Source organism: Pantoea sp. XAF26B01_ASV70 (assembly GCF_054512635.1).
On sequence record NZ_CM137251.1, the window covers coordinates 188,128 to 215,040 of the forward strand.

Here is a 26,913-nt window from a genome sequence, read left to right on the forward strand (position 1 = left end):
GCCGCCCCTTGTTTAACGATTCAGAGGAGTTTTCACATGGCACTTTGGGGTGGACGGTTTACTCAGGCAGCAGATCAACGTTTTAAACAGTTCAATGACTCGCTGCGCTTCGATTACCGCCTGGCAGAGCAGGACATCATTGGCTCTGTTGCCTGGTCCAAAGCGCTGGTGACGGTAAATGTCCTGACTCAGGATGAGCAGCAGCAGCTGGAAGCGGCCCTGAATACGTTACTGGATGAAGTCCGTGAGGATCCTGAGCAGATTCTGCAGAGCGACGCCGAAGATATCCACAGCTGGGTTGAAGGCCAGCTGATCGACAAGGTGGGCGCGCTGGGCAAAAAACTGCACACCGGACGTAGCCGTAACGATCAGGTCGCGACCGATCTCAAGCTGTGGTGCAAGGTGCAGATTGAGGCGCTGCTGGGTGCCACCCGTGATCTGCAGCAGGCGCTGGTGGTCACCGCTGAAGCCAATCAGGATGCGGTGATGCCGGGCTACACGCATCTGCAGCGTGCGCAGCCGGTGACGTTTGCGCACTGGTGCCTGGCCTACGTTGAAATGCTGGCGCGTGACGAGAGCCGTCTGCAGGATACGCTGAAGCGGCTCGATGTCAGCCCGCTGGGCTGTGGCGCACTGGCCGGTACCGCGTATGAGATCGATCGTCAGCAGCTGGCAGGCTGGCTGGGCTTTGCTTCTGCCACGCGCAACAGTCTGGATACCGTATCAGACCGCGATCACGTGCTGGAGCTGCTTTCTGACGCTGCCATCGGCATGGTGCATCTGTCGCGCTTCGCCGAAGATATGATCTTCTTCAACACCGGTGAAGCGGGCTTTATCGAACTGTCAGATAAAGTGACCTCCGGCTCATCGCTGATGCCGCAGAAGAAAAACCCGGATGCGCTGGAGCTGATTCGCGGCAAGTGTGGCCGGGTGCAGGGCGCGCTGACCGGCATGATGATGACGCTGAAAGGTCTGCCGCTGGCGTACAACAAAGATATGCAGGAAGACAAAGAGGGGCTGTTTGACGCGCTCGACACCTGGCTCGACTGTCTGCACATGTCAGTTCTGGTGCTGGATGGCCTGCAGGTTAAACGCCCGCGCTGCCAGGAAGCGGCTGAACAGGGTTACGCAAACTCCACTGAACTGGCTGACTATCTGGTCGCCAAAGGCGTGCCGTTCCGTGAAGCGCACCATATCGTCGGGGAAGTGGTGGTGGCCGCCATCGGGCAGGGCGTGGCGCTGGAAGCGCTGTCGCTGGCACAGCTGCAGCAGTTCAGTGCGGTGATTGGCGAGGATGTCTATCCGATTCTGGCGCTGCAATCCTGTCTGGATAAGCGTAATGCGCAGGGCGGCGTCTCGCCACAGCAGGTTGCGCGTGCCATCGGTGACGCAAAGCAGCGTCTGGCGTAATTAACAGGTAAAAAAAAGCGGGCACATTAAATGCCCGCCAACCTCTAGCTTCAGAATTACTCATTTTTATAGGCACATCATCAAAGCGCCTGCTCTCCCGGCCGACGCTCAGATTCTCTTACGCTGACAGCAAATATTGCTGCAGATCCTCACTGCCGCCAATGTGACGACCTCCCATGAAGATCTGCGGTACCGTCGCCCGGCCTGAAACGGCGCGCAGACTCACGGTTGTTGCATCCTGTCCCAGCACGATCTCTTCGTACTGAATACCATGATCCATCAGCATCTGTTTTGCCTGGGTGCAGAAGGTGCAGCCAGGTTTAGTGAAGATTGAGACCGACTCCTGAGCTTTACACTCGGGCGCCAGATAGCGCAGCATGGTGTCGGCATCAGAGACCTCAAATGGGTCGCCCGGCTTGTTGGGCTCAACAAACATTTTCTCTACCACGCCGTTACGCACCAGCATCGAGTAGCGCCATGAACGTGGGCCAAAGCCGAGATCGGCTTTCTCAACCAGCATCTCCATGCCGCGGGTAAACTCGCCGTTGCCATCAGGGATAAAGGTAATGTTGTCTGCGCGCTGTTCTGCTTTCCAGGCGTTCATCACAAACGTGTCATTCACCGAGACGCACAGAATGCTGTCCACACCCTGCTGGGCAAACAGACCCGCTAATTCGTTGTAACGCGGCAGATGGCTGGAGGAGCAGGTCGGTGTGAATGCACCCGGCAGTGAAAAAACGATGACCGTTTTGTCTTTAAACAGCGCTTCAGTGGTGACATCGACCCAGCGATCGCCCTGACGTGTGTGAAAAGTCACTGACGGAATAGCTTTACCTTCCTGACTTGCAAACATTTTTTTCTCCTGACATACCGCGTTCCATTTGATGTGCGCATTATTCCCAACCACCCTTGATAGGGCCAATCGTTCATTGCTATTCTATCTATCGCCACGGTCTATCGTGGCTTGGAGGGTAATAATGAATATTCGTGATCTTGAATATCTGGTTTCGCTTGCTGAACACCGTCATTTCCGCCGTGCTGCGGATGCGTGTCATGTCAGTCAGCCGACGTTAAGCGGGCAGATCCGTAAGCTGGAAGATGAGCTGGGTGTGATGCTGCTGGAGCGCACCAGCCGTAAAGTGCTGTTCACCCAGGCAGGTTTGCTGCTGGTGGATCAGGCGCGTACGGTGCTGCGTGAAGTGAAAGTGCTGAAAGAGATGGCCAGTCAGCAAGGGGAAGCGATGTCAGGTCCGCTGCATATCGGCCTCATCCCGACTACCGCGCCCTACTTATTGCCACAGATTATCCCGACGCTGCACCAGACATTCCCGAAACTGGAGATGTATCTGCACGAAGCGCAGACGCAGCAACTGCTGGCACAGCTCGATAGCGGCAAGCTGGACTGCGCGATTATCGCGCTGGTCAAAGAGAGCCAGGCCTTTATCGAAGTGCCGTTGTTTGATGAGCCGATGAAGCTGGCAGTCTATGCCGATCATCCCTGGTGCGATCGCGACCGGGTACCTATGTCCGATCTGGCAGGCGAGAAATTGCTTATGCTGGAAGATGGGCACTGTCTGCGTGACCAGGCGATGGGGTTCTGCTTTGAGGCGGGCGCCGATGAAGATACCCATTTCCGCGCGACCAGTCTTGAGACGCTGCGCAATATGGTGGCGGCAGGCAGCGGGATTACGTTGCTACCGGCGCTGGCAGTCCCACCGGAGCGTATCCGCGATGGCGTCTGCTATCTCACCTGCTACAAACCGGTGCCACAGCGTACAATTGCGCTGGTCTATCGACCGGGTTCACCTCTGCGCAGCCGTTATGAACAGCTGGCAGAGGCGATTAAAACCCACATGCAGCACTATTTCGACGCCGCGTTAAAACAGGCGGTTTAAGCCGTTTAACGCCGCAACGCGATAGGCTTCGGCCATGGTCGGATAGTTAAAGGTGGTATTCACGAAGTACTCAATCGTGTTGCCACCGTTTTTCTGCTCCATGATCGCCTGACCGATGTGAATAATCTCGGCGGCACGTTCACCAAAGCAGTGAATTCCCAGAATCTCTTTGGTTTCCCGATGGAACAGAATCTTCAGGCTGCCAACGTTCATGCCAACGATCTGCGCTCGCGCCAGATGTTTGAACTGCGCGCGGCCTACCTCGTAAGGCACCTTCATTGCCGTCAGCTGCTGCTCGGTTTTACCCACGGAGCTGATTTCCGGAATGGTGTAAATCCCGGTTGGGATATCTTCAATCAGGTGCGCTGACGCTTCCCCTTTGATAATCGCCTGAGCGGCAATACGGCCCTGATCGTAGGCGGCTGAGGCCAGGCTTGGATAGCCAATGACGTCTCCGACGGCATAAATGTGCGGCTGAGCCGTCTGATACATGCTGTTCACTTTCAGCAGGCCACGACCATCCGCTTCCAGGCCCACATTTTCCAGCGACAGCGAATCGGTGTTGCCGGTACGGCCGTTGGCGTAAAGCAGACAGTCGGCTTTTACTTTCTTACCCGACTTCAGATGCATGATGACGCCATCTTCCACCCCTTCGATCTTCTCAAACTCTTCGTTGTGACGAATCACCACGCCGCTGTTCCAGAAGTGGTAAGAGAGAGAGTCAGACATCTCCTGATCAAGAAACGCCAGCAGGCGATCGCGGGTGTTAATCAGGTCAACTTTGACGTTCAGTCCACGGAAAATCGACGCATATTCACAGCCAATCACGCCCGCGCCATAAATTATGACGTGGCCTGGTTCGTGGTGCAGATTGAGAATAGAGTCGGAGTCATAAACGCGTGGATGGGTAAAGTCGACATTGTCAGGATGGTAAGGTCGTGAACCACAGGCGATAACAAACTTCTCTGCCGTCAGCGTCTCACGCGTGCCATCCGGTTGCTCAATCTCAATGGTATTGGCATCAACGAAATGCGCATCGCCCTGATAAAGTTCACAACGGTTACGCTCGTAGAAGCCCTGACGCATGGCTGTCTGCTGGCTGATCACGTTTTCAGTGTGATTGAGAATGTCGGCAAAAGAGGAGCGAAGCAGTCGGGTATGATCGCTGTAGAGCGGATTTTGGTTGAATTCAATAATGCGACTGACGGCGTGGCGAAGGGCTTTAGAAGGGATGGTGCCCCAGTGCGTACAACCGCCGCCGATGTTGTGGTAGCGTTCAATCACGGCGATGCGCGCTCCCTGTTTTACCAGCCCCATCGCCGCCCCTTCACCGCCGGGCCCTGAGCCAATCACAATGGCATCGTAATCGTAAGACTTTTGCATACCGATACGTCCTATTATTTATACATTTTTACAACGAGATTCTAACATCTCGTCGCGCATTTCTGAATTCTATCAGCGATTTTCATCACATTTTGACAAAGAGTGAGGTTCACAGGCGGTGACAAAGATTGCCAATCTGTACGCTGAAAATTTTGTTATAGTGCCTGCTTAACACCGCTAAAGGCAGAGAGAATGGGCGTCAGAGCGCAACAAAAAGAACGTACACGACGTACACTGATTGAAGCAGCGTTCAGTCAGCTCAGCGCCGAGCGCAGTTTTGCCAGTCTGAGTTTGCGGGAGGTTGCCCGTGAAGCAGGGATTGCACCTACCTCCTTTTATCGTCATTTCAAGGATGTTGATGAGCTTGGCCTGACGATGGTAGATGAAAGCGGGCTGATGTTGCGACAGCTGATGCGCCAGGCGCGCCAGCGTATTGCCAAAGGCGGCAGCATCATTAAAACGTCGGTGTCGACCTTTATGGAGTTTATCGGCAACAATCCCAACGCTTTCCGCCTGTTACTGCGTGAACGTTCCGGCACCTCTGCCGCTTTTCGTGCCGCCGTGGCGCGTGAAATTCAGCACTTTATCGCTGAACTGGCCGATTATCTTGAGGTCGAAAATCGCATGCCGCGCAGTTTTACCGAAGCGCAGGCTGAAGCGATGGTGACCATTGTTTTCAGCGCCGGTGCAGAAGCACTGGATGTTGATGCTGAGCAGCGACGTAAGCTTGAGGATCGGCTGGTGTTACAGCTGCGTATGATCGCCAAAGGCGCTTATTACTGGTACCGCCGGGAGCAAGAGCGACTGGCGGCCACCCTGGAAAAACCCGAAGAGCAATGAGTAAGGATCAGTCCATGACCCACCCAGGTACTCGCGATAAAAGCACACTGGTACTGGCTTTTATTACCGGCTTAGCAATTAACGGCTCGTTTTCTGTGCTGTTCAGCGCCTTTGTTCCATTTTCGATTTTTCCGCTGATTGCGCTGGGTCTGGCGGCCTGGTGTCTGCATCAGCGTTACCTCAACACCAATATGCCGGACGGCATGCCAGGACTGGCAGCGGCGTTTTTCCTGCTGGGGATTCTGGTTTATAGCGCGCTGGTGCGGGCAGAATACCCGGATATTGGCTCCAACTTCGTTCCCACCGTTCTGATGGTAGCGCTGGTGTTCTGGATTGCGACGCGTTTTAAGCGCAAGCGTAATCAGTAGTGATAAAAAAAACGGGAACCTCAGGGTTCCCGTTTTTGTTTACGCTTTACGTGTCAGCAGGACACCGCATTCCATGTGGTGGGTATAGGGGAACTGATCAAACAGCGCCAGCCGCGTCACATCGTGCGTTTCCGCCAGCGTCTGCAGATTGTCGCTGAGGGTCTGCGGATTGCAGGAGATATAAAGGATGCGCGGATACGCCTGCACCATTTTCACCGTCTCTTCATCCAGTCCGCTGCGCGGCGGATCGACAAAAATCGTCTCGCATTCGTAGCTGGTCAGGTCAATTCCTTCCAGACGATTAAAGCTGCGCACGCCATTCATCGCCTGGGTAAACTCTTCCGCCGCCATACGAATGATCTGCACGTTATCAATCTGGTTCACGGTAATATTGTATTGTGCTGACGCAACAGAGGGCTTGGCGATCTCAGTCGCCAGAACGCGGCGGAAATTGCGTGCCAGCGCCAGCGAGAAGTTGCCATTACCGCAGTAGAGTTCCAGCAGGTCGCCCTGTGAATCCTGCGTCACATCCAGCGCCCACTCCAGCATCTGAATATTCATCGCCGCATTAGGCTGGGTAAAACTGTTTTCGACCTGACGATAGATAATCTCGCGACCCGCTACCGGCAGACACTCATCAACGTAGTCGCGATCCAGACAGATTTTGGTTTTGGTGGCGCGACCAATCAACTGCACATCCAGCCCTTCCGCGCGAAGCTGGTCACGCAGCGCCACGGCTGCCTGCTGCCACTCATCATCCAGTTTGCGGTGATAGAGCAGCGAAATCACAATCTGATTGCTCAGGGTCGACAGATAGTCGATCTGGAACAGTTTATGACGCAGGGTACGGTTATCACGGATCGCGGCGATCATCTTTGGCATCAGCTGATTGATCAGCTGGCTGGCCGCCGGGAACTGATCAACACGGATCCGCTCGCGTGTCTGCTGATCAAAGATGATGTGATAGATATCATCGCCGTCGTGCCACAGGCGGAATTCGGCGCGCATCCGATAGTGGCTGACCGGTGAACGGAACACCTCCACGTCGGGCGCAGCAAACGGTGTCATCATCGTCTCTAAACGACTGACTTTTTCCGCCAGCTGTGCGTCATAGTCTTCAATGGGGAGATGTTCGGGTGTCATGAGCAATCCTGATTAATAGCTTACCAGCGGGCGATTGTAGGCATTCACTTGCTGATGTCCAGTCCTGCGGCGAGAAGATGTTTGGCAGTCTGGACTTCCGTATCTCCACTCCGTAGACTGCAGACGCCGGCCTCAAGCCCGAGTTAATAGGGAATCCAGTGTGAATCTGGAGCTGACGCGCAGCGGTAAGGAATGTCGTGATGAGTGCAATTGCAGACACTGTCCTGTGGGATGGGAAGTCATCATCACTTATGGTTCCCAGCCCGAAGACCTGCCGGTGTAACGTCGCTACTCGTACAATCATCGCGTGCTATTGATTGTCGGCCTGCGGCATCCTGCTTCGTCTTATGGATGCGATAAAAATGACAAAAAAAACTGCTTCGCTGTTCGCTCTGAGCGCAACGGCGATTTCTCTCTGGGCGCAATACGGTTTTGCTCAGGGGAATGATGATACGCAAATAGTCACCGCCAACCGTTTTGCTGAACCTGTTTCAGGTGTGCTGGCACCCACCGCCGTTGTTACACGTGATGAGATTGATCGCTGGCAGGCCAAAAGCCTGACGGATGTGATGCGCCGCCTGCCGGGTGTCGATGTCGCGCAAAGTGGCGGGTTAGGGCAGCAGAGTTCGCTGTTTATTCGGGGCACCGAATCGAGACATGTACTGATCCTGATTGATGGTATCCGGCTTAATCAGGCGGGCATCACCGGTTCGTCTGACCTCAGCCAGATCCCGCTGTCACTGGTGCAGCGCATCGAATATATTCGCGGTGCGCGTTCTGCAGTCTACGGTTCCGATGCGATTGGCGGCGTGGTGAATATCATTACGGGCCGATCGCAACCCGGCACCACGCTGACGGCGGGCGTCGGGTCCAACGGCTATCAATCCTACGACGGCTCAACCCAGCAGATGCTGGGCGATGCGACAAAGCTCACCCTGGCAGGCAACTACACCTATACCAAAGGGTATGACGTGGTGGCGGGTTATCCCAATGACTATGGCCCGGCGCAGCACGATCGCGACGGCTTCATGAGCAAAACCCTGTATGGCAACCTTGAGCATCAGTTCAGCGATGAGCTCAGTGGTTTTGTGCGCGGCTACGGGTTTGATAACCGCACCGCCTACGACGGTTCATATACCTACGATAATAATTTCAATATTATTGGGCTGGCGGATACCCGCCAGCTCTACAGCCAGACCTGGGACACCGGGTTACGCTTCAATCGTGACTTCTACTCTACCCAGCTCATCGCCAGTTATGGCCATACCAAAGACATCAACTACGATCCGCGCAATGGTCGCTACGGTGCCGCGTCCACCTTTGATGATGTCACCCAGTACAATCTGCAGTGGGGCAACACCGTGCAGGTGGGGCAGGGGGCGATCAGCGCGGGTGTCGACTGGCAGAAAGAGACGACCGAGCCGGGCACGAACTATTTGTCAGATGGCTATGAGCAGCGTAATACCGGTCTCTACCTGACCGGCCAGCAGCAGTTTGGCAGCGTCACCCTTGAAGGTGCGGTACGCGGTGACGACAACAATCAGTTTGGCTGGCATAACACCTGGCAGACGGCGGCCTCATGGGAGTTTATCTCCGGCTACCGCGCGTTCGCCTCTTATGGCACCGCTTTTAAAGCACCTAATCTGTCGCAGGTTTACAGCCCGGTTTATGGCAATCGCGACCTCGATCCTGAAAAAAGTAAGCAGTGGGAAGGCGGTTTTGAAGGGCTGAGCGGACCGGTGAACTGGCGTGTGTCGGGCTATCGCAACGACATCGATAATCTGATTGATAATGACCCGGCGACTTTCCGTTACTACAACATTAAGCAGGCTCGCATTAAAGGCGTTGAAGCGACCGCAGGATTCGACACCGGGCCGCTGGCGCATCAGCTCTCTTATGATTATGTCGACGCGCGGGATGGCAGCACCGATCAGCCGCTCGTACGCCGGGCTAAGCAGCAGGTGAAATATCAGCTCGACTGGACGCTGTATGAGTTTGACTGGTCAGTTACCTACCATTATCTGGGTGACCGTTATGATACGGACTTTAACAGCTCTCCCAGCCGTCGCGTGAAGTTAGGTGGCGTCAGCCTGTGGGATCTCGCCGTCTCATATCCTGTCACTTCACAACTCACGGTTCGTGGTAGAATTGCCAACCTGTTCGATAAAGATTACGAGACAGTGTATGGCTATCAGACACCAGGACGAGAGTATTACCTCAGCGGCAGCTATAACTTCTGATTTGCGTCCCACCGTGCTGGTGTTTGATTCCGGCGTCGGTGGGCTTTCTGTCTATGATGAGGTCCGTCAGCTGTTGCCGGATCTTCATTATCTCTACGCCTTCGATAACGCTGGCTTCCCTTACGGTGAGAAAAGCGAGACTTTCATTGTGGATCGGGTGGTCGCTATCGTTGAGGCCATTACCCGCAGCTATCCTCTCTCGTTAGTGATCATCGCCTGTAATACGGCCAGCACCGTTTCATTGCCCGCTTTACGTGAACGTTTTGCCTTTCCTGTCGTGGGGGTGGTTCCGGCGATTAAACCGGCCGCGCGCCTGACGCGAAATGGTGTAGTGGGCTTGCTGGCGACGCGTGCCACGGTGCGCCGTCCTTATACCCATGAGCTGGTGTCGCAGTTTGCCGGTTCCTGCAAGATAGAGATGCTGGGATCAGCGGAGCTGGTTGAACTGGCAGAAGCGAAGCTCCATGGTGCGGAGGTGGCTCTGAATGAGGTGCGCCGTATTGTTCAGCCGTGGCTGCGGATGGCGGAACCACCGGACACGGTCGTTTTAGGCTGTACGCACTTTCCTTTACTGCGCGAAGAGTTGCAGCAGGTGTTACCGGAAGGGACGCGTCTGATTGATTCCGGTGCGGCAATTGCACGACGCACAGCCTGGCTGCTGGAGCATGAAGCACCTGAAGTGCATTCATCGCAGCAGAACGTTGCATTTTGTACGGAGCTGGATGGCGAAGCGGTACAATTATCACCCGTTTTACGGCGTTATGGCTTCCTGTTGCTGGAAAAACTGGCGCTTTAGCGGCTTTTAGCTGAAAAAATCAGCACTCGGAATTTTATTTGAAATTAGCACTTGTCACCCTCCGAGAACTCCCTATAATGCGCCTCCACTGACACGGCACAACGGCTTACGAAGCGCCGGGTTGAGTAGGTTCGAAATCATACGAACCAGTGAGTTAAGCGAAAATAAATGCTTGACTGACAATGCGGAAAGCGTAATATACGCAGCCCGCGCCGCAGTAAATCGCGGCATGCTCTTTAACAATTTATCAGACAATCTGTGTGGGCACTCGCAGGATTGATATCAGCGTCTCCGGACGTAAAAAAATATCAAGCCTCACGAGTGAACACATAATGAAATTCATTATGACGTTTTACAGATGAGCACCGCTTAACTTGTTTAAGCAAATCAAACTTAAATTGAAGAGTTTGATCATGGCTCAGATTGAACGCTGGCGGCAGGCCTAACACATGCAAGTCGGACGGTAGCACAGAGAGCTTGCTCTTGGGTGACGAGTGGCGGACGGGTGAGTAATGTCTGGGGATCTGCCCGATAGAGGGGGATAACCACTGGAAACGGTGGCTAATACCGCATAACGTCGCAAGACCAAAGAGGGGGACCTTCGGGCCTCTCACTATCGGATGAACCCAGATGGGATTAGCTAGTAGGCGGGGTAATGGCCCACCTAGGCGACGATCCCTAGCTGGTCTGAGAGGATGACCAGCCACACTGGAACTGAGACACGGTCCAGACTCCTACGGGAGGCAGCAGTGGGGAATATTGCACAATGGGCGCAAGCCTGATGCAGCCATGCCGCGTGTATGAAGAAGGCCTTCGGGTTGTAAAGTACTTTCAGCGGGGAGGAAGGCGATGGGGTTAATAACCCTGTCGATTGACGTTACCCGCAGAAGAAGCACCGGCTAACTCCGTGCCAGCAGCCGCGGTAATACGGAGGGTGCAAGCGTTAATCGGAATTACTGGGCGTAAAGCGCACGCAGGCGGTCTGTTAAGTCAGATGTGAAATCCCCGGGCTTAACCTGGGAACTGCATTTGAAACTGGCAGGCTTGAGTCTTGTAGAGGGGGGTAGAATTCCAGGTGTAGCGGTGAAATGCGTAGAGATCTGGAGGAATACCGGTGGCGAAGGCGGCCCCCTGGACAAAGACTGACGCTCAGGTGCGAAAGCGTGGGGAGCAAACAGGATTAGATACCCTGGTAGTCCACGCCGTAAACGATGTCGACTTGGAGGTTGTTCCCTTGAGGAGTGGCTTCCGGAGCTAACGCGTTAAGTCGACCGCCTGGGGAGTACGGCCGCAAGGTTAAAACTCAAATGAATTGACGGGGGCCCGCACAAGCGGTGGAGCATGTGGTTTAATTCGATGCAACGCGAAGAACCTTACCTACTCTTGACATCCACGGAATTTGGCAGAGATGCCTTAGTGCCTTCGGGAACCGTGAGACAGGTGCTGCATGGCTGTCGTCAGCTCGTGTTGTGAAATGTTGGGTTAAGTCCCGCAACGAGCGCAACCCTTATCCTTTGTTGCCAGCGATTCGGTCGGGAACTCAAAGGAGACTGCCGGTGATAAACCGGAGGAAGGTGGGGATGACGTCAAGTCATCATGGCCCTTACGAGTAGGGCTACACACGTGCTACAATGGCGCATACAAAGAGAAGCGACCTCGCGAGAGCAAGCGGACCTCACAAAGTGCGTCGTAGTCCGGATCGGAGTCTGCAACTCGACTCCGTGAAGTCGGAATCGCTAGTAATCGTGGATCAGAATGCCACGGTGAATACGTTCCCGGGCCTTGTACACACCGCCCGTCACACCATGGGAGTGGGTTGCAAAAGAAGTAGGTAGCTTAACCTTCGGGAGGGCGCTTACCACTTTGTGATTCATGACTGGGGTGAAGTCGTAACAAGGTAACCGTAGGGGAACCTGCGGTTGGATCACCTCCTTACCTGAAGATACCTTCCCGCGCAGTGTCCACACAGATTGTCTGATAAAAAAGTAACGAGCAGAAAAAACCTCTACAGGCTTGTAGCTCAGGTGGTTAGAGCGCACCCCTGATAAGGGTGAGGTCGGTGGTTCAAGTCCACTCAGGCCTACCAAATTCGCACTCACGCTGCGTTATGTCTCCGGCTCGCATAGTTCACTATGCTTCGCGGAAACATGCCTTGCCTGAGCACGAATTACATTTCTCACGAAGTGTACTCGGTTGAGTGGTAGTAGTGGTCTCTGCAGTAACTGTATGGGGCTATAGCTCAGCTGGGAGAGCGCCTGCCTTGCACGCAGGAGGTCAGCGGTTCGATCCCGCTTAGCTCCACCATACCGTTTATCTGTTTTTTTCTGAAATACCTCAGAGCATACCGGCGACGGTGTGCTGCGACGTATTATGCTCTTTAACAATCCGGAACAAGCTGAAAATTGAAACGACGCAGCGCGTCATTCCTCCGTAATTAAGGGATGACAAAGCGATGCGTTCGAGTCTCTCAAATGCTTGCAATTCGCAGCGTTGTAAAACGCCTGTGGGTTGTGAGGTTAAGCGACTAAGCGTACACGGTGGATGCCCAGGCAGTCAGAGGCGATGAAGGACGTGCTAATCTGCGTAAAGCGACGGTAAGGTGATATGAACCGCTACAGCCGTCGATGTCCGAATGGGGAAACCCGGTGCACTCTGTGCATCATTGCAGCATGAATACATAGTGCTGCAAGGCGAACCGGGGGAACTGAAACATCTAAGTACCCCGAGGAAAAGAAATCAACCGAGATTCCCCCAGTAGCGGCGAGCGAACGGGGAGCAGCCCAGAGCCTGAATCAGTTTGTGTGTTAGTGGAAGCGTCTGGAAAGTCGCAGGGTACAGGGTGATACTCCCGTACACAAAAGCACACATGCTGTGAGCTCGATGAGTAAGGCGGGACACGTGGTATCCTGTCTGAATATGGGGGGACCATCCTCCAAGGCTAAATACTCCTGACTGACCGATAGTGAACCAGTACCGTGAGGGAAAGGCGAAAAGAACCCCGGCGAGGGGAGTGAAACAGAACCTGAAACCGTGTACGTACAAGCAGTGGGAGCCTTCTTTATGGGGGTGACTGCGTACCTTTTGTATAATGGGTCAGCGACTTATATTCTGTAGCAAGGTTAACCGTATAGGGGAGCCGCAGGGAAACCGAGTCTTAACTGGGCGTTAAGTTGCAGGGTATAGACCCGAAACCCGGTGATCTAGCCATGGGCAGGTTGAAGGTTGGGTAACACTAACTGGAGGACCGAACCGACTAATGTTGAAAAATTAGCGGATGACCTGTGGCTGGGGGTGAAAGGCCAATCAAACCGGGAGATAGCTGGTTCTCCCCGAAAGCTATTTAGGTAGCGCCTCGTGAACTCATCTTCGGGGGTAGAGCACTGTTTCGGCTAGGGGGCCATCCCGGCTTACCAACCCGATGCAAACTGCGAATACCGAAGAATGTTATCACGGGAGACACACGGCGGGTGCTAACGTCCGTCGTGAAGAGGGAAACAACCCAGACCGCCAGCTAAGGTCCCAAAGTCATGGTTAAGTGGGAAACGATGTGGGAAGGCACAGACAGCCAGGATGTTGGCTTAGAAGCAGCCATCATTTAAAGAAAGCGTAATAGCTCACTGGTCGAGTCGGCCTGCGCGGAAGATGTAACGGGGCTAAACCATGCACCGAAGCTGCGGCAGCGACACTATGTGTTGTTGGGTAGGGGAGCGTTCTGTAAGCCGTCGAAGGTGTGCTGTGAGGCATGCTGGAGGTATCAGAAGTGCGAATGCTGACATAAGTAACGATAAAGCGGGTGAAAAGCCCGCTCGCCGGAAGACCAAGGGTTCCTGTTCAACGTTAATCGGAGCAGGGTGAGTCGACCCCTAAGGCGAGGCCGAAAGGCGTAGTCGATGGGAAACAGGTTAATATTCCTGTACTCGGTGTTACTGCGAAGGGGGGACGGAGAAGGCTATATCAGCCGGGCGACGGTTGTCCCGGTTTAAGCGTGTAGGCGGAGTGTCCAGGTAAATCCGGACGCTTGTTAACGCTGAGGCGTGACGACGAGGCACTACGGTGCTGAAGTGATAAATGCCCAGCTTCCAGGAAAAGCCTCTAAGCATCAGGTAACACAGAATCGTACCCCAAACCGACACAGGTGGTCAGGTAGAGAATACCAAGGCGCTTGAGAGAACTCGGGTGAAGGAACTAGGCAAAATGGTGCCGTAACTTCGGGAGAAGGCACGCTGGCGCGTAGGTGGAGGGACTAGCTCCCCGAGCCGAAGCCAGTCGAAGATACCAGCTGGCTGCAACTGTTTATTAAAAACACAGCACTGTGCAAACACGAAAGTGGACGTATACGGTGTGACGCCTGCCCGGTGCCGGAAGGTTAATTGATGGGGTTATCCGCAAGGAGAAGCTCTTGATCGAAGCCCCGGTAAACGGCGGCCGTAACTATAACGGTCCTAAGGTAGCGAAATTCCTTGTCGGGTAAGTTCCGACCTGCACGAATGGCGTAATGATGGCCAGGCTGTCTCCACCCGAGACTCAGTGAAATTGAACTCGCTGTGAAGATGCAGTGTACCCGCGGCAAGACGGAAAGACCCCGTGAACCTTTACTACAGCTTGACACTGAACATTGAGCCTTGATGTGTAGGATAGGTGGGAGGCTTTGAAGCGCGGACGCCAGTCTGCGTGGAGCCAACCTTGAAATACCACCCTTTAATGTTTGATGTTCTAACGTAGGCCCGTGATCCGGGCTGCGGACAGTGTCTGGTGGGTAGTTTGACTGGGGCGGTCTCCTCCTAAAGAGTAACGGAGGAGCACGAAGGTCAGCTAATCACGGTCGGACATCGTGAGGTTAGTGCAATGGCATAAGCTGGCTTGACTGCGAGAGTGACGGCTCGAGCAGGTGCGAAAGCAGGTCATAGTGATCCGGTGGTTCTGAATGGAAGGGCCATCGCTCAACGGATAAAAGGTACTCCGGGGATAACAGGCTGATACCGCCCAAGAGTTCATATCGACGGCGGTGTTTGGCACCTCGATGTCGGCTCATCACATCCTGGGGCTGAAGTAGGTCCCAAGGGTACGGCTGTTCGCCGTTTAAAGTGGTACGCGAGCTGGGTTTAGAACGTCGTGAGACAGTTCGGTCCCTATCTGCCGTGGGCGCTGGAGAATTGAGGGGGGTTGCTCCTAGTACGAGAGGACCGGAGTGAACGCACCACTGGTGTTCGGGTTGTCATGCCAATGGCATTGCCCGGTAGCTAAGTGCGGAAAAGATAAGTGCTGAAAGCATCTAAGCACGAAACTTGCCCCGAGATGAGTTCTCCCTGACTCCTTGAGAGTCCTGAAGGGACGTTGAAGACTACGACGTTGATAGGCCGGGTGTGTAAGCGCAGCGATGCGTTGAGCTAACCGGTACTAATGACCCGTGAGGCTTAACCTTACAACGCCAGAGGCGTTTTTGAGAGACACGATTTTCAGCTTGTTACCGGATACAGTTGTGTCCTGCGGACTGAAGTCCGAAGGATTTTGCGCTGAGGCAAGGCGGCAACCGGGCGATACGAAGGAGCATACTGAAGTATGTGACGGAGTAGCGCGAGGGCGGCCAACGCAGCATCAGCACAAAAGACACAGGACAGAGCACAAAGAATTTGCCTGGCGGCTTTAGCGCGGTGGTCCCACCTGACCCCATGCCGAACTCAGAAGTGAAACGCCGTAGCGCCGATGGTAGTGTGGGGTCTCCCCATGCGAGAGTAGGGAACTGCCAGGCATCAAATTCGTTCCTTTTCCCCTGACAAGGAAAATGACAGGAACAGACGGCCATCAGCCAGTTGCTGACAGCTGTGAAAGAATCGGTGGAGCGGTAGTTCAGTTGGTTAGAATACCTGCCTGTCACGCAGGGGGTCGCGGGTTCGAGCCCCGTCCGTTCCGCCACCCTATTAGGGGCGTAGTTCAATTGGTAGAGCACCGGTCTCCAAAACCGGGTGTTGGGGGTTCGAGTCCCTCCGCCCCTGCCAGAAAACGATCCTTTGCTTCGGCAAAGGATTTTTTTTTGCCTTTAAAAAAGCAAAAAAGAAAAACCAGCTAAATCTAACTGGCCTCTGATCTTCCCTGCCTACTGTCCTGCCTGCAAATTCAGCTATTTTGCCTGACCAGAATCGGGAATTTAAGCAACTGACGGATATGTGCCTGCTGATCGCTGTTCTGCAACCAGACAGCATAGAGCGGACGCACGGCGACGGGCGTATCCGGAATCACCATCAACTCACTGTACACACTCTGCCAAAAGTCCGGCAGAAATGCGCACGCTCCGGTGGTATGCAGCAGTTCACGGGTGACATGTGCCGACGTGGTGGTCAGTACCGGTACATCATCAGCTCCGGAGAGATAGCTCTGATGCTGATGAAAATCTGCTCCCCATTCCAGCTTGATATAATCATATTTTTCACGCTTCTCGCTCTGCCGGGCGCAGAAAAGCGCCAGTGAAATATGACCAATCTGCTGACTGGTTAACTCATCCATCTTAGGTGCTTCAGTGGTAATCAACAGATCCAGCTGGCGCTCATGGAGTTGCTTAACCAGCAGATGTCGTTGTGCCACGCGCGCTTCTAAGTGCAGGCTCTCCCGATTCTCGTAGAGCGTCTGTAGCCATGGCGTCAGATAAGCCTCCCATAGTGATGCACTGGCACCTATTGAAAGCTCATGATGCTGCTGAGTGTGAGAGACCTCCTTCTTCGCCATCATCCAGGTGCTCATCAGGCTTTCAGCATAGGGGAGCAGTCGCTCTCCGGCCGCCGTCAGACGTATGTTATTGCGATGCCGTGTAAAAAGGTTAACGCCAAGCTGATTCTCTAACTGACGGATGCGAAAACTGACAGCAGATTGCGTGAGGTAAAGTGCTTCTGCAGCACGCCCGAAATGGCGAGTTCTGCTCACTTCCAGGAAAGTTTTCAGTAATTCCGTATCCACAGCGTTCTCCCAAAAAATGTTTGTCGTATAGATTTAAATGTTTTGTTTTACACTCTGTCAAGCCTATCTAATACTCCGCGCCATTAACAGCACGGCATTAGAAAATCAGGAGCGTGTAACATGGCGGAAAGCTTCTCAACAGAGAATCGTTTCTTTGATAACAAACATTACCCGCGTGGTTTCTCACGCCACGGTGACTTTACTATTAAAGAAGCTCAGCTTCTTGAACGCCACGGTTTTGCCTTTAATGAGCTGGATTTATCAAAGCGTGAGCCTGCAACCGAAGAAGAACGTTTGTTTATTGAAGTGTGTCGTGGCGTGCGTGAGCCGCAAACGGAAGCTGAACGTGTATGGTCTAAGTATATGACCCGCATTAAGCGTCCTAAACGTTTTCATACGCTGTCTGGCGGTAAACCGCAGATGGACACCGTTGAAGACTTCACCGACAGCGACGATTAACAGAGAAGGGGCGAAAGCCCCTTTTTTATTGCAGGCTGTTATGCAGATGGATCATTAATCGATCTATCGTGCGATAGCTGACCGCTTCCTGCAGATGATGCCGGGTGATGTCTGTTTCCCCAGCCAGATCGGCCAGGGTACGCGCCACTTTTAAAATCCGCTGCCATGCCCGTACAGATAAACCCAGCTTCTCCAGCACTGACTCCAGCCACTCCGCATCCTCTTTAGCAGGCTGACACCAGCGCATAATCTCTGCATTGTTTAAATGCGCATTTATTTTTCCTGCACGAGCCAGCTGAATGTCACGCGCTGCGACCACCCGATGACGAACCTGCTCAGATGCTTCCGCCCTGGCGCGCTGACCGCTGAGCATGCCGCTGGGGAGTAGCGGCACCTCCAGCGAAAGATCAAAACGATCAAGAAATGGGCCGGATAGCTTACTGAGATAACGCAGCACCTGCTGGGGTGAGCAGCGGTTATGCTGTCCCTGATAGTGTCCGGTTGGACTTGGATTCATCGCAGCAATCAGCTGAAACCGGGCCGGGTAGGTAACTTTTGCCCGTGCGCGTGAAATAGCGATGATGCCCGATTCTAATGGTTCGCGCAGGGAGTCCAGCACCTTGCGATCAAATTCCGGTAATTCATCCAGAAACAGCACGCCGTTATGCGCCAGGGAGATCTCACCGGGCCGTGGCAGTGAGCCGCCGCCAATCAGAGCATAGAGAGAGGCGCTGTGGTGAGGTGACCTGAAAGGCCGGGTGCGCCACTGTCGATGCAGGGTCTTGCTGTTCACCAGGCTGGCGATTGCCGCACACTCCAGTGCTTCCTGATCGCTTAAGGAGGGCATGATGCCGGGCAACCGGGTAGCGAGCATGGTTTTACCGGTGCCAGGGGGCCCGATAAGCAACAGGTTGTGCCCGCCAGCCGCAGTGATCTCCAGTGCTCTGCGTCCCTGTTCCTGACCAATGATATCAGCGAGATCGTCAGCAGGTGCATCGCCCTGATGCTCAGGATACTGGGCTGTCGGTAGTGTGAGTTCATTGCGCAGAAAGGCGCACACTTCGCTGAGGTGAGAGGCAACCAGCGACGAGCCCTGACGGATTAGCCCGGCATCACACTGATTCTCGGTGGAGAGGACCAGCTGTCGTCCAGCCTGAATGGCTACCATGGCCGCTGGAATCGCGCCCTGTACACCGCACAGTGCGCCGTCGAGTGCCAGCTCACCCAGAAACTCATAGTGTGTCAGTTTGTCGGCAGGAAGCTGCTCAGAGGCGACCAGAATGGCAATCGCCATGGGTAAGTCATACCGCCCGCCCTCTTTGGGTAAATCTGCGGGTGCCAGATTGATGGTGACACGTTTTGCCGGGAAGGCAAAACCGCTGTTGATAATGGCGCTGCGTACCCGCTCACGCGCCTCTTTCACCGTGGTTTCAGGCAGCCCCACCAGCGTTAACGCAGGCAGTCCGTTACTGATGTGTGCCTCGATGGTCACCAGCGGGGCTTCCACTCCCAGCGCTGCCCGGGTCAGAACTTTTGACAATGACATACTCGCTCCTTGTTACCGTCAGTCTGGTGACAGCATCAAAGGAAAGCCAGGGCATCATCAGCACTATTCGGGTCATTGCACAACCTATCAGAAGTTTTTTCACAACCTGTTAAAATGCTGCGTGTCTGCGCGCAAATTCACCAAAACATTATTACGTCAGTAAAGTGATGAATAATTATCATCATGTAATTATTTCTTGTATTACAAATTGATAGACTGCGATTTAGCGCCAGGCGCTAAAAAAACTCTGTAAAAAAAGTTGTGTCATGCCCCCTGACTATGATAACTCTGTAGGCATTACTTCGAACAAGCGAAAGAATTGAACAACACATGAAAGCCCTTCTACAAGTGATTAGCCTGGTCGTGATTAGCGTGGTGGTGGTTATTAACCTACCGTGCGGGGCAACGCTTGGAGAAAGAAAGGCTTAAAAATCAAGCCTCGAATCCGAAAAAACCCCCGCACCGAAAGGTCCGGGGGTTTTTTTTCGACCAGAGGAAATATCAGTAAATCCACAAGGAACAAACAATGAACAGTAGCATAAAATTCTGTTGTTCCGGTCAGGACACAGGAGAATAGCGATGACAGGTGCACAGTGGGTAGTTCAGGCTTTACGCGCGCAGGGTGTTAATACCGTATTCGGTTACCCTGGCGGCGCAATCATGCCGGTATACGACGCGCTCTACGACGGCGGCGTGGAACACCTACTGTGTCGCCACGAGCAGGGCGCTGTGATGGCGGCGATCGGTTATGCGCGCTCAACCGGCAAAACCGGCGTCTGTATCGCCACCTCTGGCCCTGGCGCGACCAACCTGATTACCGGCCTGGCAGATGCCATGATGGATTCGGTTCCGGTGGTTGCCGTAACGGGTCAGGTCTCTTCCGCTTTTATTGGTACCGACGCCTTTCAGGAAATCGACGTACTGGGCTTATCGCTGGCCTGCACCAAACACAGCTTCCTGGTTGAATCGCTGGATGAGCTGCCCGCCATCATGGCAGAAGCCTTTGCGCTGGCGCAGTCGGGCCGTCCGGGTCCGGTACTGGTGGACATTCCTAAAGATATTCAGATTGCGCAGGGAGAACCTGCCCCGCATCTGGTTCCGGTAGAAGAGGGAAGCGCGCTGCCGCATCAGGCGATTCAGGAAGCACGCGCACTGATGGCGCAGGCCAGAAAACCAATGCTCTATGTTGGTGGAGGCGTTGGCCTGGCACAGGCTGTTCCGGCACTGCGCGCGCTGGCAGAAGAGACCGGCATCCCGGCAGTGGCCACCTTAAAGGGGCTGGGCAGCGTAGACCCCCACAGCGAGGTGTATCTCGGCATGCTGGGGATGCACGGTACTAAAGCTGCCAACCTGGCGGTGCAGAGTTGTGACTTACTGATTGCGGTCGGTGCCCGTTTCGATGACCGCGTGACCGGCAAGCTGGACACCTTTGCCCCCCATGCCAGCGTGATTCATCTCGATATCGATCCCGCTGAGTTAAACAAATTACGTCGTGCACACGTCTCTCTGCAGGGTGATCTCAACGAACTGCTGCCCGCCCTGAGTCAGCCTCTGCATATCAACGCCTGGCGCGATGAGATGAAAGTGCTTAAGGCCAGTCACCCATGGCGCTACGACCATCCGGGCGAAGCGATCTATGCACCGCTGTTGCTGAAGCAGCTTTCCGATCGCAAACCAGCCAATACCGTAGTGACCACCGACGTCGGTCAGCACCAGATGTGGACGGCGCAACACATGGCATTCAGCGCGCCGGAGAACTTCATCACCTCCAGCGGCTTAGGCACCATGGGCTTTGGTTTACCCGCCGCCATCGGTGCGCAGGTTGCACGCCCGGAAGATACGGTTATCTGTGTCTCGGGCGATGGCTCCATCATGATGAACATCCAGGAGCTGGGCACCATCAAGCGCGGCAAGCTGCCGGTCAAAATCGTGCTGCTGGATAACCAGCGTCTGGGCATGGTGCGTCAGTGGCAGCAGCTGTTTTTCGATGGCCGCTACAGTGAAACCAATCTGTCCGACAACCCCGACTTCCTCACGCTGGCCAGCGCTTTCAATATTCCCGGCCAGCGCATTACCCGTAAAGATCAGGTCGACGCCGCCCTTGATGCTCTGCTGAACAGCGAAGGTCCTTACTTCCTGCATGTTGCAATTGATGAGCATGAAAACGTCTGGCCACTGGTACCGCCGGGTGCCAGCAATGCAAACATGATGGAGAAAACTGTATGAACCAGCATCAATTGTCTATCGAAGCCCGTTTCCGCCCTGAAATATTGGAGCGCATTTTACGCGTAGTGCGTCACCGCGGTTTTCAGGTCTGTTCTATGAACATGGCCTCAGTCGCCAACGCAGAAAACATTAATATTGAAATGACCGTTGCCAGTCAGCGTTCCGTCGATTTACTGTCTTCGCAGTTAAGCAAATTGATCGACGTTGCATGCGTTCAGATTCAACAACAGACAACACAACAAATCCGCGCTTAGCCGCGAGAGGGAATAACAATGAGCACGAAGAAAGCAGACTTTATTTGGTTCAATGGCGAGATGGTTAAGTGGGAAGAGGCGAAGGTCAGCGTCATGTCCCACGCGTTGCACTACGGTACGTCGGTATTTGAAGGCGTGCGCTGCTACGACTCTCACAAAGGACCGGTTGTGTTCCGCCATCGCGAACACATGCAACGTCTGCACGACTCCGCCAAAATCTACCGCTTCCCGATTAAAAGCAGCGTTGATGAGCTGATGGAAGCGTGCCGCGAAGTCATCCGCGTGAACAAACTGAAAAGTGCTTATATCCGTCCGCTGGCCTTTGTCGGCGATGTGGGCCTGGGCGTGAACCCGCCAGACGGCTTCACCACCGATGTGATCATTGCGGCGTTCCCGTGGGGCGCATACCTGGGCGCTGAAGCCCTTGAGAACGGCATCGATGCCATGGTCTCCTCATGGAACCGCGTAGCACCGAACACCCTGCCAACCGCCGCTAAAGCGGGCGGTAACTACCTCTCCTCACTGCTGGTGGGCAGCGAAGCCCGTCGTCACGGCTATCAGGAAGGGATTGCGCTGGATACCAATGGCCTGATCTCCGAAGGTGCAGGCGAAAACCTGTTTGAAGTTAAAGATGGCGTGCTCTTTACCCCGCCATTTACCTCTTCAGCACTGCCGGGCATCACCCGCGATGCCATCATCACGCTGGCGCGTGATATGGGCATTGAAGTGCGTGAGCAGACCCTGTCGCGTGAATCTCTCTATCTGGCTGACGAAGTCTTTATGTCTGGCACCGCGGCAGAAATTACACCGGTGCGCAGCGTTGACCGCATTCAGGTCGGCGAAGGCAAACGTGGCCCGGTGACCAAACGCATCCAGGAGGCCTTCTTTGGCCTGTTCACCGGCGAAACCGAAGACAAATGGGGCTGGTTAGATCCGGTTAACCCATAATCAGATACAGCGCGGGCGTCATCTGACGTCCGCGAGCTTATTCTTACTGGAGTAAATAGAGTATGCCTAAGTACCGTTCCGCCACCACCACCCACGGCCGCAATATGGCGGGTGCCCGTGCCTTATGGCGCGCGACAGGAATGACCGACGACGATTTCGGCAAGCCGATTATCGCTGTGGTTAACTCATTCACCCAATTTGTGCCGGGCCACGTTCACCTGCGTGATCTTGGTAAACTTGTCGCCGAGCAGATCGAAGCGGCAGGCGGTGTGGCTAAAGAGTTCAACACCATTGCGGTGGATGACGGTATTGCCATGGGTCATGGCGGCATGCTGTATTCACTGCCGTCGCGTGAGCTGATTGCTGACTCGGTCGAGTACATGGTCAACGCCCACTGTGCTGACGCCATGGTCTGCATCTCTAACTGCGACAAAATCACCCCGGGTATGCTGATGGCGTCATTGCGCCTCAATATTCCGGTGATCTTCGTTTCAGGCGGACCGATGGAAGCGGGTAAAACCAAGCTTTCTGACCAGATCATCAAGCTGGATCTGGTAGATGCGATGATTCAGGGTGCCAACCCGAACGTCAGCGATGCCGACAGTGAGCAGATCGAACGCTCTGCCTGTCCGACCTGCGGCTCCTGCTCCGGTATGTTCACCGCCAACTCGATGAACTGCCTGACTGAAGCACTCGGTCTGTCGCAGCCTGGCAACGGTTCACTGCTGGCTACGCATGCCGATCGCAAAGAGCTGTTCATCAATGCCGGTAAGCGCATCGTAAGCCTGACCAAGCGCTATTACGAGCAGGATGATGTCAACATGCTGCCGCGTAACATCGCGAACAAGGCCGCTTTTGAGAACGCCATGATGCTGGATATCGCCATGGGCGGTTCCACCAACACCGTGCTCCACCTGCTGGCAGCCGCACAGGAAGGCGATATCGACTTTAATATCTCCGACATCGATCGCCTGTCACGCAAAGTGCCTCAGCTCTGTAAAGTGGCGCCAAGCACTCCGAAATACCATATGGAAGATGTGCATCGCGCGGGTGGCGTGTTCGCCATTCTCGGCGAGCTGGATCGTGCCGGCCTGTTCGACAGCAGCGCCCGTAATATCCTGCAGCAGACCATGCGTGAAACGCTGGATCAGTACGACATCATGCTGACCAAAGATCAGGCGGTAAAAGATATGTTCCGCGCGGGTCCGGCGGGTATTCGTACCACCCAGGCGTTCTCACAGAACTGCCGCTGGGACACGCTGGATGATGACCGTGCCGAAGGCTGTATCCGTACCCGTGAAAATGCTTACTCGCAGGATGGCGGTCTGGCCGTGCTCTACGGCAACATCGCAGAAGATGGCTGTATCGTAAAAACCGCAGGCGTAGACAAAGAGATCCTGACCTTCACCGGTCCGGCCAAAGTCTATGAAAGCCAGGATGACGCCGTTGAAGCGATTCTGGGCGGCAAAGTCGTTGCGGGCGATGTGGTCGTCATTCGCTACGAAGGTCCAAAAGGCGGGCCAGGCATGCAGGAGATGCTCTATCCGACCACTTATCTGAAATCGATGGGGCTGGGCAAAAGCTGCGCGCTGATCACTGATGGCCGTTTCTCTGGCGGTACGTCGGGCCTCTCTATCGGTCACGCTTCGCCTGAAGCAGCCAACGGCGGCACCATTGCGCTGGTCAAAGATGGCGACACCATCGAAATCGATATCCCTAACCGCGGTATCAAACTCGCCGTACCGGATAACGAACTGCACGCCCGTCGTGAAGAGCAGCAGGCACGTGGCGATGCGGCGTATACGCCGGTCAATCGTCAGCGTGAAGTCTCCTTTGCGCTGCGTGCCTACGCATTACTCGCGACCAGTGCTGACAAAGGCGCCGTCCGCGATAAGAGCAAGCTGGGAGGCTAACAATGGCCGAGTCTCAACCGCTACCCGAGGCGCCTTGTGGCGCCGAGTATTTGCGCGCAGTGTTGCGTTCACCGGTGTATGAAGTGGCACAGGTGACGCCGCTGCAGGTTATGGAAAAAATCTCATCGCGTCTCGGCAACACCATTCTGGTGAAGCGGGAAGATCGCCAGCCGGTGCACAGTTTTAAGGTGCGCGGTGCCTACGCGATGATTGCCGGTCTGAACGAAGAGCAGAAAGCGCGCGGTGTGGTGACGGCATCAGCCGGTAACCATGCGCAGGGCGTGGCGCTTTCTGCCACTAAGCTGGGCATCAAGTCACTGATTGTGATGCCGCTGGCGACGGCAGACATCAAGGTTGATGCGGTGCGCGCATTTGGCGGTGAGGCTTTCCTGTTCGGGGCCAACTTTGACGAGGCGAAAGCCAAAGCGATAGAACTCTCTGAACAGCGCGGTTACACCTTCGTGCCGCCGTTTGACCATCCGGCCGTCATTGCCGGACAGGGCACGCTGGCGATGGAGCTGCTGCAGCAGGATGCGCATCTCGACCGGGTCTTTGTCCCGGTTGGCGGTGGAGGTCTGGCAGCCGGCGTCGCGGTGCTGATCAAGCAGCTGATGCCGCAAATCAAAGTGATTGCGGTGGAGTCAGAAGATTCAGCCTGCCTGAAAGCAGCGCTGGAGGCGGGTCATCCGGTCGATCTGCCGCGCGTCGGGCTGTTTGCCGAAGGGGTCGCGGTGAAACGGATTGGCAGCGAAACCTTCCGGCTCTGTCAGGAATACATCGATGACATCATCACCGTCGACAGCGATGCGATTTGTGCCGCGATGAAAGATCTGTTTGAAGATGTCCGTGCTGTGGCGGAGCCCTCTGGCGCGCTGGCGCTGGCGGGCATGAAAAAGTATATCCAGCAGCACGGGATCAAAGGCGAGCGGCTGGCGCATGTGTTATCCGGGGCCAACGTCAATTTCCACGGCCTGCGCTACGTTTCTGAGCGCTGCGAGCTGGGCGAACAGCGTGAAGCGCTGCTGGCCGTAACGATCCCGGAACAGCAGGGCAGTTTCCTGCGTTTCTGCCAGACGCTGGGTGGACGGTCGATTACCGAGTTCAACTACCGCTACGCCGATGCGGACAAAGCCTGCATCTTTGTTGGCGTACGACTGACGCGCGGCGTGGAAGAGCGCAGCGAGATCATCAGCGAGCTCACCAGCGGCGGTTATCAGGTGGTCGATCTCTCGGATGATGAGATGGCGAAACTGCACGTGCGTTACATGGTGGGCGGACGTCCTTCTAAACCACTGCGTGAACGCCTCTTCAGCTTTGAATTCCCGGAGGCACCCGGCGCGTTGCTGAAGTTCCTGCAAACGCTGGGCACCCACTGGAATATCTCGCTGTTTCATTATCGCAGCCACGGCACCGATTATGGCCGTGTGCTGGCCGCTTTTGAACTTGGCAGCGATGAGCCACGCTTCGAAGAGCATCTCACCGATCTGGGTTACGACTTTCATGACGAAAGCCAGAACCCGGCATTCCGCTTCTTCCTGTCAGGCAACTGATTACAGCTGGCTCCAGAAAGCACTGATCAGCGGCTCTCCGAGCCGCTTTTTTTGCACGCAGATGCCGAGTTCGAACGGCGCAACCGAGTCAATATTCTCCAGTAGCAGCACGCGGTTACGCACCGGCTCCGGGCTGTTTTCCAGCACCACATCCGGCAAAAGTGCAATACCGCAGCCCAGCGCCACCATCGAAACAATCGCCTCATGCCCCGAGACCGTGGCGTAAATCACCGGATTCGGGATGCGCTGGCGGCGGAACCAGAGATCGATACGTCGCCGTGCCGGTCCCTGCACCGGCAGGATAAACGGAATTTTTGACCAGTCGGGCTGCGGCTGTGTTGCCTGGGTACGAACGGCACAGGGCAGTGCAGGCGCGATCAGCACCAGCGGGATCAGCCCCAGTGGCATAAAATCAATGCTGGCGGGCAGCGTTTCAGGACGGCCGGCAATGGCCAGATCGGCATCGCCGGAGTGCACTTTTTCCACCGCATCCGCGGCATCGCCGGTATCCAGTTTGATTTCGACCTGCGGATGTTCAGCGCGAAAGCGGTCGAGGATGGGCGGCAGATGACTGTAGGCCGCCGTCACTGAGCAGAACAGGCGCAGCTCGCCGCTGAGCGACGGACCGTTAAGATCCATCACATGGCGCAGTTGCTGATACTGCAACAGCGTCTGCTGGGCAAACTGGCGCAGGCGTTCGCCCGCTTCTGTCAGCGTCACGGTGCGGTTATCGCGCAGAAACAGCGCATGGCCGACATCTTCTTCAAGCCGCTGGATCTGGCGTGACAGCGTGGAAGGGCTGACGTGCATAGCACGCGCAGTGCGCCCGAAGTGGCAGCTTTCTGCCAGATGAAGAAACAGTTTCAGATCCCGTAAATCCATGTGCGTGTCGCCTCTGGGTGGTGTTGCATTTATTGCAATGTGACGTTGTTAATATATCAATTTAAGCAACAGAATTCCTGTCATATGATGGGGTCATTCGCGGCGCTGCATG

Annotated in this window: 19 protein-coding genes, 4 tRNA genes, 3 rRNA genes and 1 riboswitch; of the genes, 20 read left to right on the forward strand and 6 right to left on the reverse strand. The window is 54.9% G+C overall.

Annotation, left to right across the window (positions count from 1 at the left end; all coding sequences use genetic code 11):
- The first annotated feature begins 36 nt into the window (after positions 1–36).
- On the forward strand, positions 37–1,410 hold the full coding sequence (gene argH / locus ACX8ZY_RS00880; RefSeq protein ID WP_010672061.1) for an argininosuccinate lyase: 1,374 nt from the start codon (positions 37–39) through the stop codon (positions 1,408–1,410).
- Between the two features lie 118 nt (positions 1,411–1,528).
- Here the strand turns inward: argH and ACX8ZY_RS00885 are convergent, their stop codons facing one another.
- Positions 1,529–2,263: a glutathione peroxidase gene (locus ACX8ZY_RS00885; protein WP_010672060.1), complete on the reverse strand. Its 735-nt coding sequence runs from the start codon at positions 2,261–2,263 to the stop codon at positions 1,529–1,531.
- A 124-nt stretch (positions 2,264–2,387) separates the two neighbouring features.
- On the opposite strand from ACX8ZY_RS00885, the gene oxyR reads away from it, so the two are divergent.
- A complete protein-coding gene (gene oxyR, locus ACX8ZY_RS00890; protein WP_010258132.1) occupies positions 2,388–3,305 on the forward strand; it encodes a DNA-binding transcriptional regulator OxyR in 918 nt (305 codons plus the stop codon).
- Here the strand turns inward: oxyR and sthA are convergent.
- Positions 3,288–4,688: a Si-specific NAD(P)(+) transhydrogenase gene (sthA, locus tag ACX8ZY_RS00895; protein ID WP_010258130.1), complete on the reverse strand. Its 1,401-nt coding sequence runs from the start codon at positions 4,686–4,688 to the stop codon at positions 3,288–3,290. The genes oxyR and sthA overlap by 18 nt on opposite strands.
- Before the next feature lie 192 nt (positions 4,689–4,880).
- On the opposite strand from sthA, the gene fabR reads away from it, so the two are divergent.
- Together fabR and ACX8ZY_RS00905 are read left to right on the forward strand one after the other, a co-directional pair.
- Positions 4,881–5,528: an HTH-type transcriptional repressor FabR gene (gene fabR / locus ACX8ZY_RS00900; protein ID WP_010258128.1), complete on the forward strand. Its 648-nt coding sequence runs from the start codon at positions 4,881–4,883 to the stop codon at positions 5,526–5,528.
- Positions 5,529–5,542: 14 nt separating this feature from the next.
- Positions 5,543–5,896, forward strand: coding sequence for a YijD family membrane protein (locus ACX8ZY_RS00905; protein ID WP_010258126.1), 354 nt, complete (start codon positions 5,543–5,545; stop codon positions 5,894–5,896).
- Between the two features lie 39 nt (positions 5,897–5,935).
- Here the strand turns inward: ACX8ZY_RS00905 and trmA are convergent, their stop codons facing one another.
- Entirely contained in the window at positions 5,936–7,039 is a 1,104-nt protein-coding gene (gene trmA, locus ACX8ZY_RS00910; RefSeq protein WP_158131293.1) for a tRNA (uridine(54)-C5)-methyltransferase TrmA, read from the reverse strand.
- Between the two features lie 110 nt (positions 7,040–7,149).
- Positions 7,150–7,332, forward strand: a riboswitch (cobalamin riboswitch).
- Between the two features lie 69 nt (positions 7,333–7,401).
- Between trmA and btuB the strand changes: the two genes are divergently transcribed.
- The 9 genes from btuB to ACX8ZY_RS00955 all read left to right on the forward strand — a co-directional run bounded on the left by btuB (position 7,402) and on the right by ACX8ZY_RS00955 (position 16,071).
- Positions 7,402–9,279, forward strand: coding sequence for a TonB-dependent vitamin B12 receptor BtuB (gene btuB / locus ACX8ZY_RS00915; protein WP_158131294.1), 1,878 nt, complete (start codon positions 7,402–7,404; stop codon positions 9,277–9,279).
- The gene (murI, locus tag ACX8ZY_RS00920; RefSeq protein ID WP_045139516.1) at positions 9,224–10,075 is read left to right on the forward strand and encodes a glutamate racemase; all 852 of its coding nucleotides are present in this window, start codon (positions 9,224–9,226) and stop codon (positions 10,073–10,075) included. Before btuB ends, murI begins: the two co-directional genes overlap by 56 nt.
- Before the next feature lie 395 nt (positions 10,076–10,470).
- Positions 10,471–12,010: ribosomal RNA gene (locus ACX8ZY_RS00925) — 16S ribosomal RNA — on the forward strand.
- Positions 12,011–12,084: 74 nt separating this feature from the next.
- Positions 12,085–12,161, forward strand: a tRNA-Ile gene (locus ACX8ZY_RS00930).
- 142 nt (positions 12,162–12,303) lie between these two features.
- A tRNA-Ala gene (locus ACX8ZY_RS00935) sits at positions 12,304–12,379 on the forward strand.
- 210 nt (positions 12,380–12,589) lie between these two features.
- Positions 12,590–15,497: ribosomal RNA gene (locus ACX8ZY_RS00940) — 23S ribosomal RNA — on the forward strand.
- A gap of 211 nt (positions 15,498–15,708) precedes the next feature.
- Positions 15,709–15,824, forward strand: a 5S ribosomal RNA gene (gene rrf, locus ACX8ZY_RS00945).
- Together the 16S, 23S and 5S rRNA genes with 4 tRNA genes alongside form the textbook arrangement of a ribosomal RNA operon.
- A gap of 87 nt (positions 15,825–15,911) precedes the next feature.
- Positions 15,912–15,988, forward strand: a tRNA-Asp gene (locus tag ACX8ZY_RS00950).
- A 7-nt stretch (positions 15,989–15,995) separates the two neighbouring features.
- A tRNA-Trp gene (locus tag ACX8ZY_RS00955) sits at positions 15,996–16,071 on the forward strand.
- Positions 16,072–16,189: 118 nt separating this feature from the next.
- On the opposite strand, the gene hdfR is transcribed toward ACX8ZY_RS00955, so the two are convergent.
- Positions 16,190–17,023, reverse strand: a complete 834-nt coding sequence (gene hdfR / locus ACX8ZY_RS00960) for an HTH-type transcriptional regulator HdfR (protein WP_010253571.1) — start codon at positions 17,021–17,023, stop codon at positions 16,190–16,192.
- A gap of 120 nt (positions 17,024–17,143) precedes the next feature.
- On the opposite strand from hdfR, the gene ACX8ZY_RS00965 reads away from it, so the two are divergent.
- Positions 17,144–17,482, forward strand: a complete 339-nt coding sequence (locus ACX8ZY_RS00965; protein ID WP_010253568.1) for a MaoP family protein — start codon at positions 17,144–17,146, stop codon at positions 17,480–17,482.
- A 25-nt stretch (positions 17,483–17,507) separates the two neighbouring features.
- Here ACX8ZY_RS00965 and ACX8ZY_RS00970 read toward each other — a convergent pair whose 3' ends face one another.
- The gene (locus tag ACX8ZY_RS00970) at positions 17,508–19,028 is read right to left on the reverse strand and encodes a YifB family Mg chelatase-like AAA ATPase (RefSeq protein WP_033785741.1); all 1,521 of its coding nucleotides are present in this window, start codon (positions 19,026–19,028) and stop codon (positions 17,508–17,510) included.
- Positions 19,029–19,358: 330 nt separating this feature from the next.
- Here ACX8ZY_RS00970 and ilvL point away from each other — a divergent pair, with 330 nt between their 5' ends.
- From ilvL to ilvA, 6 genes are all read left to right on the forward strand, one after another.
- Positions 19,359–19,457 carry an ilv operon leader peptide gene (gene ilvL, locus ACX8ZY_RS00975; RefSeq protein WP_072101316.1) on the forward strand — a complete coding sequence of 33 codons (99 nt, stop codon included), beginning with the start codon at positions 19,359–19,361 and terminating at the stop codon, positions 19,455–19,457.
- Positions 19,458–19,607: 150 nt separating this feature from the next.
- Positions 19,608–21,254 (forward strand): acetolactate synthase 2 catalytic subunit, encoded by a 1,647-nt coding sequence (gene ilvG / locus ACX8ZY_RS00980; RefSeq protein ID WP_158131295.1) that lies wholly within the window; start codon positions 19,608–19,610, stop codon positions 21,252–21,254.
- A complete protein-coding gene (gene ilvM, locus ACX8ZY_RS00985; RefSeq protein WP_008926359.1) occupies positions 21,251–21,508 on the forward strand; it encodes an acetolactate synthase 2 small subunit in 258 nt (85 codons plus the stop codon). Before ilvG ends, ilvM begins: the two co-directional genes overlap by 4 nt.
- 18 nt (positions 21,509–21,526) lie before the next feature.
- Positions 21,527–22,456, forward strand: a complete 930-nt coding sequence (locus ACX8ZY_RS00990) for a branched-chain amino acid transaminase (RefSeq protein WP_010253558.1) — start codon at positions 21,527–21,529, stop codon at positions 22,454–22,456.
- A gap of 62 nt (positions 22,457–22,518) precedes the next feature.
- Positions 22,519–24,369: a dihydroxy-acid dehydratase gene (gene ilvD, locus ACX8ZY_RS00995; RefSeq protein WP_010253556.1), complete on the forward strand. Its 1,851-nt coding sequence runs from the start codon at positions 22,519–22,521 to the stop codon at positions 24,367–24,369.
- A gap of 2 nt (positions 24,370–24,371) precedes the next feature.
- Positions 24,372–25,919, forward strand: coding sequence for a threonine ammonia-lyase, biosynthetic (gene ilvA, locus ACX8ZY_RS01000; protein ID WP_010253553.1), 1,548 nt, complete (start codon positions 24,372–24,374; stop codon positions 25,917–25,919).
- Here the strand turns inward: ilvA and ilvY are convergent, their stop codons facing one another.
- Positions 25,920–26,801 (reverse strand): HTH-type transcriptional activator IlvY, encoded by an 882-nt coding sequence (ilvY, locus tag ACX8ZY_RS01005; RefSeq protein ID WP_010671461.1) that lies wholly within the window; start codon positions 26,799–26,801, stop codon positions 25,920–25,922.
- Positions 26,802–26,913: the final 112 nt, after the last annotated feature.